This window comes from Frankia sp. Cppng1_Ct_nod, from assembly GCF_920656135.1.
Classification (GTDB): Bacteria; Actinomycetota; Actinomycetes; order Frankiales; family Frankiaceae; genus Protofrankia; species Protofrankia meridionalis.
The window spans coordinates 8,372-20,534 of sequence record NZ_CAKKTK010000035.1; the positions used below are offsets into that span (position 1 = coordinate 8,372).

Here is a 12,163-nt window from a genome sequence, read left to right on the forward strand (position 1 = left end):
TGGTGGGTGGAGACCTCACCGATCGACCGACTCGTGTATCTCGCCGGCCGGCGACTGTGATACCGATCGGCTACTGCCGGCGAGCCTGGCGAGGCTGCCGCCTTGGGCGCGGTGGTCGGTAGAGACCTGGCCGGTTGGCGGGCTGTGACGGCAAGCCGCGGGAAAAGCTACGCCGCGGGGTGACAACGACGTGGGTGACAACGACGTGACGGTCCCGTGACGACCGGTGGGTTGCAATCGTGGTCCGGAGCCGCTCGAGGCTCACCGAGTCCGGGCCACCTGGTAGGTCTGATGATTACTGATACGTTCACGTATAACGCCGAAACCGCCACGGAACTGCCGTCGGAGGCATATGCTCCCGCGTCTCCATTCGCCGAGACGTTCCAGTTCAGTCCCGACCTGCGGGGCGGCGAACAGGAAACCGGATTCGAAAGCTACGCCGCCGCGTCCAGCCTGGAGTCGCCGTTCCGGTCGGAGTCCGCGGGAATGCCGGACGGCAGAGTCGGCGGCCCCGAACGGGCCGAGTACGGGGCGCTGGTGGCGTCCCTGTACGAGAACGAGTTCAGCGAGGCGCTCTACGAGCTCGCCGCGGAGGCCGCCTCGGCGGTGCAGGAGCAGTCCGGAGCGTGGGAGCACGAGTCACCGGGAGAACGCGAGCAGCTCCTCGAGCAGTACATGACGCCGATGGCCACCGAGGCCGAGACACTGTTCGGCCGCCTGTCCGAGCAGTACGCGCAGCACGACGTCAGCCCGCTGACCGAACAGGAGCTGGACCGGCTGTTCGAGTCGATGCGGCCGAGCTTCGAGCATCTCTCCCCGGCCTTCGAGAATCTGTTCGGAGGATTGTGGAACAAGGTCAAGAGCGTGGCCAAGGGCGCCGTCTCGCTGGTCAAGAAAGGCATCGCCGCGGTCGGAAAGATCATCCCGTTGGGGTGGCTGTTCGACAAGCTCAAGGCCCTGATCAGGCCGCTGTTGCGGCAGGTGTTGAAGTTTGCCATCGGGCGTCTACCGGTCCCGTTGCAGCCCGTCGCCCGGAAACTTGCCGACAGGTTCTTCGGCGAGACCGAGACCGCTCTCACGTCCGAAAGCTTCCTGGCGCCGCAGGCAGAGGGTGCGAACACAGCAGCCGGCGAGGCGCTGGCCGCCGGTGACCTGGACAGCATCCAGCGTGAGTTCGACTCCCGCGCGGCGGCCATGCTGTTCGCCCGGGACGAGGTGGAGCAGGGCGAGGTCGCCGCCGAAGCCGCCGCCGAGACACCGCGAACCGAAGATCGTATCCCCTCGCTGGAGGCGGCACGGGACCAGTTCGTCCGCGAGGTCGTGCAGAGCGAGCGCAACCAGGACCTCGCCGGCCAGATGGAGAACTTCATCCCGGCCATCCTGGCGGCGCTGCGCGTGGGGATCAGCATTGTCGGGCGGCCCCGAGTGATCAAGTTCCTGTCCGGCCATCTCGGCAGCCTGGTTGCTCCCTACGTCGGCCGGAGCATCGCCGACCAGCTCTCCGCGGCGATCGTGTCGACGGGCATGAGCATGGTCGGTCTGGAGGTACCCGCGGAGCGGGCGGTCCTCGCCGGCGAGGCGGTCGCCAACGCGGTCGAGGGCACCATCAGCCGGCTGGCCGAGCAGGGTGAGCAGATCTTCGAGGACCAGCGCGTCCTCGAGGCGGCGGTACAGGAGGCCTTCGCCGAGGCGGCCGCGGAGTCGTTCCCGCCGGACACCATCCGGGAGCAGTACCACGAGGTGTCTGGCCGGTCGCACCGCGGGGGGACCTGGGTCCTGACACCGAGACCGGGTCGTCGTCGGTACAAGAAGTACACCATGGCGCCAGAGATCACGATCACCAGGCAGGTGGCCCAGGCCGTCGAGACGTTCGGTGGCATCCGGCTCGATGCCTTCCTCCGGAGCCGGTACGGCCGCGACGCGCCGGTCACCGTGAAGGCGCACTTCTACCAGGCCATCCCCGGCACGAAACTCAGCACGATCGCGAGGCTGGAGACCGGGGTGCAGGGCTTCGGCCCGCGTTCGCAACGCGGCTGGCGGTACTTCGTGCCGCTCACGCGGCACACCGCGGGGCTGCTGTTCGGCGAGCCGGGCCTTGGGCGCGACGTCGCCGCGCCGTTCCTGCGCTCCTCCCGACGGATCACCGTCGGCCAGCGGTTCGTCGTGTTCGAACCGGTCGGCTGGCGACCCTCGCCGCAGGGGCCGCAGCTCGGCCTGGCGCGTCCGCCCGGTGCCACGCCCGCCGCACCGCGACCGGCGACGGGGCCGGGTGGATCCCGCGTCAGCCAGGTCAACCTCACACTCGACTTCCCGCAGGGGACCGCCAGAGTCCACATCTACCTCGACGAACGCGATACGCAGGCGATCGCGGCCTCGGTACGGCGGGGCGAGTCGGTCACCCCGGTGCTCGTCCTGCTCCGTAAGGTGTACGTGGCGTCTCTTCGCAGCATGCTCAGCGGCAACGCGCGCCGGCACGTCAAGCTCGTGCACGAGGCCGCCGCCGAGACCGAGAGCGAGAGCCTGCTCGCAACGATCGGGGAGGCCATCCTCAAAAAGATCGTCGACAAGCTGATCGACTGGGTGGGCACCGCGCTCTCCGAGTACTTCACCCGGCGGGCACAGGAGTTCGTGACCGCCGCGGCCAACCCCGCGGACGGTGTCACCATCATCCTGACTCTGCGGCACGCGTCGCTCATGCAGGCCTTGCACAGGGCGCTGCAGGGCGAGGCCCTGGGTGCCGGCGCGGCCGTCGCGCAGGCACTGCTCGTTCCCGTCGACGCCAGGCTCGAGACCGTGCCGGGGTTTCGTGCATGATGGACGAACAGATCGCGCTGCGCTTCCAGCTCGTCAGCGAGACCGCGCACTGGCGGACGGCGACGGTCGGCCTGACGGACCTCGAGAACTTCGCCTCGCCGCAGGCGTGGCAGGCCGTGGAGACCTATCTCGGTCTGGGGATCAGGCGCCACCTGCAGGAGCTCGTCCGCACGGTGGCCTTCGAGTTGGACGCGGTGGAGGCCGACATCCGCGCCGCGGGGACCCTGGTTGACCTGCAGCGCGCCCGCCGGCGGCTGCAACGGTTCCGGGAACGCTACCTGCAGGCGGAGACGGTGCTTGAGTTCTACGGCCACGCCATCCGGTCACGAACGACGACCCGGCTCGCGCAGATGCTGACGGCATGCGACATCCTCGCCCGGCAGAGCATGGCGGCGCCCCTGGCGGCGCTGGGCCTCACGCCGCCGCCTGTGCTGGTCTACCTCGACCGCGGACTGGGAGCATCGATCCTGCGGGCCCACCTGCGCTACTGGAGCGGAGCATCCGTCTCGCCGGCAGCCGCGATCAAGGTGACCCGCTTCAACCTGTTCCGTCCCACCTCCCTGCTGCACGAGGCCGGTCACCAGGTCGCCCACCTGACCGGTTGGAACAACGAGCTGCCGGCCATGCTCCGCCGCGGGGTGCCCGACGCCGCGGTGGCCGAGCTCTGGGCCGGCTGGGCGACCGAGCTGGGACCGGACCTGTTGGCATTCGCGCACGCCGGATACGGCGCGGTGGCCGCCCTGCACGACGTGGTCGCCGGAGAGAGGACGCAGGTGTTCGCTCATCCGATCGGAGATCCCCATCCGATCGCGTGGCTGCGCGTGCTGGTCGGGGTGGAGATGTGCGTGCGGTTCTACGGGGCCGGACCCTGGGACACGCTCAAGCAGGCGATGATCGCGACATACCCGCTGAGCGACGCCCCACCCAGCCTGCGGTCCATGCTCGAGCGTAGCGTCGCGCAGCTCCCGAAGATCGTCGACATCGGTCTGCGGTCGCGGATGCGCGCCTACGGTGGACGCGCCCTGGCCGACGTCGTCGACCCGGTCCGGGTCGGTCCGGCCGCACTGGATGACCTCGCACGCACGGCAGGGCCCGCCCTGACCACCTCGACCCACTACCTGACCAGTGAGGGGCTGCGGCTGCTCGCGCGGTCCGCACTGCAGGTGGCGGTCTACCCGGAGCGGGCCCAGCAGACGACGCAGGACTTCGAGGACTGGATGCGGCGACTCGGCAAGCTCGCGGTCGCGGCGGCAGCCCCTGCGGCCTCGGCCGCGTAAGGATCACAAGGAGAACATCATGCCCGACGAAGCGTCCAGCCCCACCGCGCACGAAACCCGCGGGTCGGGTTCGGCGATCATCGACATGGACCAGATCCTCGAGTTCATCCGCCTGGGCAACGAGCGGCGGTCGGAAGACATCACGGTTATGGCCGAACGGGTGGCCATGATGCTGGCCGAGCAGCTCGGCCAGGTCGGCGGTCGAGGGGAACGACTCGACGAAGGTCTCATCCGAGCCTATGCCATTACCCGCCGTCAGCTCGCCGGCCCGAACGACGACGAGGCGGACTCGCTGAGCGTCGGAACCATCGTCTCGGTCACCCCGCACACCCCGCGGGTCGGCCGTACCTGCCAGGTGCTGCTGCGCAACGCCGGCCGCCCGGTCAGAGTCGACTTCGCCGGGCAGGCCGACGTCGTGGAGAGCAAGGCCGTGGAGAGCAAGGTCACCGCGTGGCAGTCCCACGACCGGGAGGGGGTCGTGGCCCGTTCCTACGGGCTGGCGACGGTCACAGTCCCCGAGGGCGCGATCAGCGGAAAGATCTCGGCCGTCACCGAGTCGGGTATCCTCACCTCTGATTTCGATGTCCGGGTAGCCGCCGCGGTAACCTGGGAATACGAACCCGGCCAGGGCGCTCTCGCCGCGTCGTCGCGACCCCCGCGGAGCAGGCGATGATCCGGCAGCTGGCCCGATGGCTCGCCGAGATCGTCACGGCCACCGCCCTCGGCAACGGCCAGCCCCCGCCGGTCGGCGACGAACTCACCCGCCAGAGCACCGAGTTGCTGTGGGAGCTGCACCCTGAACAGTTCCTGCGCTTTCTGGAGGAGGCGTGGGCCAGCCGGGCGGCCCCGGCTGACCGACCCGACCTACCCCTTCCGCCCAAACTGCTGCACGGTGTGTATCCCGGCCTCGAGTCCGGCGTGCAGGACAGGGTGGCAGGCGTCGGAGACAGTTTCTACCTCCCGCCGGTGCAGGCCCGGCCCGCCGGGCCGTATGACGGCGGCGCCGGCGCGGACTGGCACCACGTCGTCTACGGGTATTTCATCGAGAACACGCGGGTCTTCGACATCTTCCGGCGTGTCCTGGTCGAGTACCTGCACGGAGAGCGCCTCGAGATGCCGAGCCCGGCGACCCGCCGCTGGCTGCGGGTGACCGAGATGCTGTTCTTCCGCGACCTGCCGGCCTCCTCCATCGGAGCGCTCACCAGCTCGGTGCGGCCAGACCTGGCGGCGACGCGCCGCAACTTGTACCAGCGCCTGCTGGGGATGGATCTCAACCACGGCCGTGACGAGGGCCAGCCGTACCCCTACGTGCGGGCTGCCGCCGCCAACTCGGCCTTCGTGCCGATGTTCGAGGACATGCTCCGCGAGGTGTGGATCGCCGCGGAGAACTTCCGGAACACCAGCGGTACCAACCCGAAGGACGACGCGGCGATCGCGACGTTCTCCCGTGACATCCGGGACATGTTGCTGACCCGTCGCCAGCAGGGGAACCTGGCGCGGGAGGAGCTGTTCACGACCTTCATGGCAAGCTGGTTTCACCTGACCCTGGAAAGCAACAACTCCGTCGTCACCGACCTCAAGTCGACCGCCGGCAGCCCAGAGGAGCGCCTGCGCAAGATCGGCGACCGCGTCGGCCTCAAGGCGCACACCCACTCCGAGAGTTTCTTCTCGCTGGCGCCGCGCGTCTCGACCCTGCTCAAGCGGGTCGAGGCCGGTGACTACAACAGCCCGAGCAACGTGAGCGTGCTCTACTCCGAAAACCAGATCCCGCCGCCGAACCCCATCCGCAAGGACATGCTCGACATCATCAACCAGTGGTCGATCGCTACCGGCAGGGACATGAAGGCACGACGCACCACGATCACGCCCCGCGGCGCGGGGAGGCCATTGGCAGTCGCCAGCACGCCGTCCAGCAACGGCTCCAAGGCCTGAACCCGCCGAGGCATTGGATCTGTGGCGAGGTCCCGCTCTCGTCGACATACCGGCCGGGCGGGTACTCCACGCCCACATCATGGGCTCGACTAGCCGCAAAACCGGGTAGTTTAGGGGCCGCAGAAAAATAACCAGTAGCTTCACCGAATGTCGTCCGTTGGTATGTTATGGGCGGTATAGAGGAGATCCGGTTGGCCGCGAAGTTCCAGGCGATCTTCCTGCACCTGGACGAACGGCAGCGGCGGCTGCTGATGGGAGCGGAGGCCCGCTCGATCGGCCATGGCGGGATCAGACTGGCCGCCCGCGCCGCCGCCCCGGCGGGCGTGGACGCCCCCGTCCAGTACGGGCCGGGTCGCCGCGGCGGCGGTCTACCTCTACACCGGTCAGTTTCTGTCCAAGGCGCGCACCGCGGGGGCGTTGGCCGAGCTGCTCGGGGTCCCGGTCTCGGCGGGCACGGTCGCGGCGTTCACCGGCCGGGCCGCATCCGGGCTGGACGGGTTCGGCGACCAGGTCCGCGGCCAGCTGACGGCATCGAAGGTCGTCGGCGTCGAAGGTCGTCGGCGTCGACGAGACCGGCTTGCGGGTCGCAGGGAAACTCCACTGGGTCCGCACCGACATGCTCACCCTGCACCTATACCGACGCCGACCACGGGGCCAGCATTCTGGCGGTGACAGCATGACAACAATCACGCAACCGCTGTCGCTGCTCGACGTTGCACCAGTGGTTCCCGTAGTTGTTCTGAACGACCTCCAGACCGCGGTTCCCCTCGCTCGTGCTCTTGTCACCGGGGGCCTGCCTATCATCGAGGTGACGTTGCGTACCGAGATGGCTCTCCAATCAATCAAGAAGATCGCGGCGGAGGTATCCGAGTCTCTGGTCGGTGCGGGCACCGTCATCACGGTTGATCAGGCGAAGCAGGCCGTCGACGCTGGGGCGCGCTTCCTGGTCAGCCCCGGTTGCACCGATCGGTTGCTCGACGCGATGGACGCCAGCGGCCTGCCGTATCTTCCCGGCGTTGCCACCGTTTCCGAGATGCTCGGGGTACTCGACCGTGGACGGGCAGACAGGAACCTTGCCCGTGCCGCGGCATCGCTATCGACCCCCGATGCCACGGTCCGCCTGTGACCGCGCCGGTGGAAAACTACCTCATTGACATGGATGGGGTCCTCATGCGCGAGGAAAACCCTGTTCCCGGTGCTGACGAGTTCCTGCGGAACCTGGCCGCTGCGGGGTTGGGCTATCTGGTCTTGACTAATAACTCGATCTACACGGCGCGGGACCTGCAGGTAAGGCTGCGGGGAGCGGGGCTGGAGATACCGGCGGACCGGATCTGGACGTCGGCGCTGGCCACCGCCCAGTTCCTGCACTCGCAACGGCCGGGCGGAACCGCGCATGTGGTGGGCGAGGCTGGTCTGACCACGGCACTGCACGACATCGGGTACGTGCTGACCGACCGGGCACCCGATTACGTGGTCCTCGGCGAGACACGGACGTACAGCTTTGAGGCGATCACCCGTGCAATCCGTCTGGTGCGCAGCGGCGCCCGGTTCATCGCGACGAACCCGGACCCGACCGGCCCATCGCTGGAGGGCCTGCTGCCTGCGACTGGTTCGGTGGCTGCTCTGATCACCCGGGCGACCGGTGTGGCCCCCTACTTCGTCGGCAAGCCGAACCCGCTGATGATGCGCAGCGCACTGAACGCGTTGGAGGCGCACAGCGAGACGACGGTGATGATCGGTGACCGGATGGACACCGACGTGGTCGCCGGACTGGAGGCCGGCATGGACACCGTCCTGGTGCTCACCGGTGTGACCGCACTGTCTGAGATCGACCGATTCCCGTACCGCCCTTCGCTGGTGCTGCCCAGCGTTGCCGAGCTCGCCGTCGGTATGAACCCGCGCCTTCTTGCCCGTGATCGCGTCGCTGACGGCAGCCCGCCGCTCGACCTCGAAACCGGGTGTGCGCCTTCGACCGTCTGACAAACGCGGAGTCACAAGGTCGGGGTTCCATAGGCCGGCGCTCCGCGGAGGCCCTTGCGGCTATCCGTTGTTGCCGTCCACACCGGGGTAGTTGCGGGGCCGACGGTGAGGACGGGGGGATCCGGTCACGGGTCGCCGATGTTCTGTGGTGGCGCCTGGGCGATGACACGGGGGGAGAGCGGTTGTGGGTAGCGCCGGGAATCTGGGCACGTATGCGGCCCGATAGCCCGCCCGATGTGAAGAGCGTTGAGGACCTGAACCGGAAGCGAGCACTATACATACAATGACTGGGGCACACGCTCCTATACCAAACTGACGGGGAGCAACCGCCCTTCCGGGCAAGGACCACCCAGGGATGACACACATCGTCTCGGATCAGGCGATGATGTGATCAAGTCGGGGAACTGCATGATTGTAAGACACCTCGGCTGGAGTCTTCTCGGTCTGTTGTAGCGAGGAGGAACAACGGTGGGACTACTACTTCATGACCGGATACTCGATTCGATCGAGGCGTATTTTGGGCTGTCGCCGTAGATGCTGGCCCTGTCCTTGGAAGTGCCGAAGCTGGACCTTGATCAGGAAGCGATGATTCTGTCGCTCAAGGCGGCACGCGAACGGGTCTTGGATCCGGCCTCGCCGGCCGGCGCCAAGGACGCGATCTGGTCACAACTCGTCCACCTGGCAAGTGGGAAGAAGGAACCCTGGTGCCTTGCCGCGATCTGGATGATGGTTCCAGGTCTTCGCCGGATCTGCCATCGGTGCCGCCGTTACGGCACGACCCTGGGTCTGCGCGAGCTCGAACCCGAGGCGGTCGCCGGACTCGTCGAGGCCCTCCATGCAGCCGATCCGAACCGACTGGGGCTCGCCCAAGCTTTCCGCCTTCCGGAAGGACCAGCGGAGCGTGCGGCATGAGGAGCCGACGCCTGACCTTTCCAGAACTCTTCGACCTGCCCACCGTCGTAGACTTACGGACGGCCGCACGCGCTGTCGGCATCTCGACCAAGACGGCGTACAAGCTGGTGCATGCCCAGCGGTTCCCCTGCCCTGTGATGAAGCCACGTCTCCAAGTCCGGATAAGAGATCCGGCCCACTGCCCGGTGTCGACGGTCCGTCGCGATAGTGGTCACCTTCGGCCTCCCGCACCGACAGGCCGAGGGTGACCGCTGTCGTCACGCCGAGCTTCCGGTCGCCGGTCGTGGCGACTCCCGGTTACGGTCCCGGCGGCCTACGAGCCACTGGTGGCGTGGTGCATCCCGTCCGGTCCTGCCGGTGGGAGGCACGGCGTTATCCCGCGATTGTACGTTTGTGACTCTAGTTGTACAGCACTGGGTCATGCTGTACGTTCGATGCATGACCTCGTCGCCCGAACTGAGCGTGTCGGAGGCTCGGGAGCGTCTTGCTGCGATCATCGACCAGGTCCGCGCTGACCACAAGCCGGTCTACCTCGCCCGCCGCGGCCGGCGAGTCGCCGCGGTCATCGATGCCGATGACCTGGATCGCATCCTCGAACTGGCCGAAGACATGGTGGACATACGTGAAGCCGAACGAGCGCGAGAGCAGATGACGGCGACGGGGCAGACGCCCATCCCCTGGGATGAGGTCAAGGCCGAACTCGGCCTGGCATGAGATACACGGTCAGCGTGGCACCGCATGCGCTTCGCCAGTTGCGCAAGCTCGACCCCACGGCACGACGCCGGGTGCAGGCCGTGATTGATCTCCTCGCCGATGATCCCCGTCCACCGGCCGCTCGACAGCTCGTCGGCGGTGCGGGCGAGTGGCGCGTACGTACCAGCGACTACCGGATCGTGTACGACATCCGGGACAAGGAGCTGATCGTCCTGGTTGTCGCTGTTGGCCACCGCCGAGATGTCTATCGCTGACCTACATGCCTGCGCGGTATTGCAACGTCAAGGACTTCCAGGCCCGCCGCAGGGCACGGTTCCGGTCACCGGCGACACCGCTGGCCATGAGACGGCTAGTCCGAGAACCGCGCCGCCGACCCCATCCGAATCCGTACCGGCAGCGAGCACTTTGCACACGGCGATCGGAACACACGTTCCAGTTGGCTCTCCGCCTGGGTGGGCGGTGCCGGCGTGCCCGGGAGGGCCGTGTACCGGCGAGAACATGATCAGCATCGAGCGGTCACGGCGGTCACCGGCCCTTCCGGGGGGCGGACCCGCGGCGCAGGACCTGCCATGTCGCCCATGCGACGGCTGCGGTCAGCAGCAGAAGCGCGGCAAGGTCAAGCGTCCAGGTGTGGACGTCGGCTGTCCACAGCGGGTCGATCTTGGGGGCGGCCGGGGTCTGGCGGTAGCCGGTTGTCGCCGCGACCATCGCGAATCCCCACCGGGCAGGCATGAGGTACGCGAGCTGTTCCAGTGGCGGACGGCCGTCTAGTGGGATGAGCAGCCCGCACAGCAGCAGTTGCAGCAGCAGGACGAGCACGAGGATCGGCATGCCGCGGTCGGGGTTCCCGATCAGTGCTGAGACCAGTAGCCCTTGGGCCATCGCGGCCAGCGCGACCGCGACCATGGCGACGGCGACCTCGGCTACCCCGTCGCCCAGTGCGAGCGGCGTGTCCGGCGCGGGCTGGCCGTACAGTCCGGCGAAGGCCAGGATCATGGCCTGAACGCTGCTGATCAGGCCCAGCACGGCGAGCTTCGACCAGAGGTAGGCGCCGCGCGAGAGCCCGATCGCCTGCTCGCGGCGGAAGACGGAGCGCTCCTTGACCAGTTCGCGGAACGCTCCGGCGAATCCCGTGAACGCGCACCCGAGGACGAGCACGAGCATGAGCGGCGAGATGTCGCTGTCGCGGTCGGGGCCGGTCTGCCGGCTTGTCCACGACAGTCCGTGCCCGCCCGGCAGCAGCCGTGCGAACAGGCTCAGTACCAGCGGCAGTGCCAGCAGGAACAGCGCGTAGGCCCGATCGGCCGCGATCACCGCGAGGTAGCGGCGGGCGAGCACGGCGAATTGGCGCAGCGCCGGCTGCTGGCGCGGCGGCGCGTCCGGCGCTGCCCGTGCCGCAGGCGCCGCGGGCTGCGCCGCGCCGCTTGGCATCCCGTACTTCGCATACTCGGGCGAGGCCCGGAACCGGGCCGTCCAGTCGACGTCCCGGGAGCGGTCGAGCAGTAGGAACATGTCCGCGAAGTCACGCTGGCCGAAGTACGCGAGCGCCTCGCCGGGCGGGCCGAAGTAGGCGAGCTTGCCGCCCGACGCGAGCACGAGTAGCCGGTCGCATAGGTCGAGCTGCGCCGGTGAGTGCGTGACGACGACCACGGTTCGGCCGTCGTCGGCCAGCTTGCGCAGGGTCTGCATCACCGACTTGTCCATGCCCGGGTCCAGTCCGGATGTCGGCTCGTCGAGGAAGAGCAGGGACGGGCGGGTGAGCAGCTCCAGCGCCACACTCGTGCGTTTGCGCTGTCCACCGGAGAGCGTGCTGATCCGCTGCTCCGTCTGGTCGGCCAGCCCCAGCTCGCCGATCACTTCTTCGACCCGTGCGTTGCGTTCGATCGCCGGGGTGTCGGCGGGGAACCGCAGTTCGGCCGCGTACCGCAGGGCACGGCGGACGGTCAGCTGCGGGTGCAGGATGTCGTCTTGGGGGACGAGCCCGATGCGCTGGCGCAGCTCGTCGTAGGACGCGTAGAGGTCGCGGCCGGCGTAGCGGACCTCGCCGGAGTCGGCGGGGCGCTGTCCGGTCAGCGCGGCGAGCAGGGTGGACTTCCCGGCTCCGCTCGGCCCGACGACGGCCAGCAGGCTGCGCCGCGGCAGCGCGAACCCGACCCCGTCGAGCAGCCGTCGTCCGGAGCGGGTGACGACCAGGTCGTCGGCCTCGAAGGAGATGTCGCCCTCGTCGGTGTACTCGACGAGCGTGCCGCCCTGCAGGTGCAGCAGGGCGTGCCCGATGCCGACGATGTCCCCGGCCTCGATCGTCGCCTGGCTGACCCGGTGGCCGTTGACGAACGTCCCGTTCCAGCTGCCGAGGTCGACGATCCGCCACTGGGGCCCGACCCGGCGCAGCTCCGCGTGCCGGCGCGAGACGAGCGGGTCGGCGAGCACCACGTCGCACTCGGGCGCGCGGCCGATGACGGCCGACGCCGCCCCGACCGGATGCAGCGCCGTGGCCTTGCGCTCCCACCACCCCCCGGTTGGGCCCGGCCCGG

The 12,163-nt window shown here is 68.5% G+C and carries 11 protein-coding genes and 1 pseudogene; 11 read left to right on the forward strand and 1 reads right to left on the reverse strand.

The window, feature by feature from the left end; translation table 11 throughout:
- Nucleotides 1–291: 291 nt before the first annotated feature.
- From NBW77_RS12035 to NBW77_RS12085, 11 genes and pseudogenes are all read left to right on the forward strand, one after another.
- Nucleotides 292–2,814 (forward strand): hypothetical protein, encoded by a 2,523-nt coding sequence (locus NBW77_RS12035; RefSeq protein WP_250279705.1) that lies wholly within the window; start codon nt 292–294, stop codon nt 2,812–2,814.
- A complete protein-coding gene (locus NBW77_RS12040; RefSeq protein ID WP_250279706.1) occupies nt 2,811–4,091 on the forward strand; it encodes a hypothetical protein in 1,281 nt (426 codons plus the stop codon). Before NBW77_RS12035 ends, NBW77_RS12040 begins: the two co-directional genes overlap by 4 nt.
- Before the next feature lie 19 nt (nt 4,092–4,110).
- Nucleotides 4,111–4,764, forward strand: a complete 654-nt coding sequence (locus NBW77_RS12045; RefSeq protein ID WP_250279707.1) for a hypothetical protein — start codon at nt 4,111–4,113, stop codon at nt 4,762–4,764.
- Entirely contained in the window at nt 4,761–6,023 is a 1,263-nt protein-coding gene (locus NBW77_RS12050) for a hypothetical protein (protein WP_250279708.1), read from the forward strand. Before NBW77_RS12045 ends, NBW77_RS12050 begins: the two co-directional genes overlap by 4 nt.
- A 167-nt stretch (nt 6,024–6,190) precedes the next feature.
- Nucleotides 6,191–6,334 (forward strand): annotated as a pseudogene (locus tag NBW77_RS12055) (ISAzo13 family transposase); the annotation flags it as partial.
- Nucleotides 6,303–6,695 (forward strand): IS66 family transposase, encoded by a 393-nt coding sequence (locus NBW77_RS12060; RefSeq protein WP_250279709.1) that lies wholly within the window; start codon nt 6,303–6,305, stop codon nt 6,693–6,695. The pseudogene NBW77_RS12055 and the gene NBW77_RS12060, both read left to right, overlap by 32 nt.
- Nucleotides 6,696–6,699: 4 nt before the next feature.
- Nucleotides 6,700–7,149, forward strand: a complete 450-nt coding sequence (locus tag NBW77_RS12065; protein WP_250279710.1) for a beta/alpha barrel domain-containing protein — start codon at nt 6,700–6,702, stop codon at nt 7,147–7,149.
- Between the two features lie 29 nt (nt 7,150–7,178).
- Nucleotides 7,179–8,003 (forward strand): HAD-IIA family hydrolase, encoded by an 825-nt coding sequence (locus tag NBW77_RS12070; protein ID WP_284346920.1) that lies wholly within the window; start codon nt 7,179–7,181, stop codon nt 8,001–8,003.
- 534 nt (nt 8,004–8,537) lie between these two features.
- Nucleotides 8,538–8,915 carry a hypothetical protein gene (locus tag NBW77_RS12075; RefSeq protein WP_250279712.1) on the forward strand — a complete coding sequence of 126 codons (378 nt, stop codon included), beginning with the start codon at nt 8,538–8,540 and terminating at the stop codon, nt 8,913–8,915.
- A gap of 438 nt (nt 8,916–9,353) precedes the next feature.
- Entirely contained in the window at nt 9,354–9,629 is a 276-nt protein-coding gene (locus tag NBW77_RS12080) for a type II toxin-antitoxin system Phd/YefM family antitoxin (RefSeq protein ID WP_250279713.1), read from the forward strand.
- Between the two features lie 14 nt (nt 9,630–9,643).
- A complete protein-coding gene (locus NBW77_RS12085) occupies nt 9,644–9,883 on the forward strand; it encodes a type II toxin-antitoxin system RelE family toxin (protein ID WP_250279714.1) in 240 nt (79 codons plus the stop codon).
- Between the two features lie 271 nt (nt 9,884–10,154).
- On the opposite strand, the gene NBW77_RS12090 is transcribed toward NBW77_RS12085, so the two are convergent.
- Nucleotides 10,155–12,163: ATP-binding cassette domain-containing protein (locus NBW77_RS12090; RefSeq protein WP_250279715.1), on the reverse strand; the 2,009-nt coding region annotated here is incomplete at its 5' end.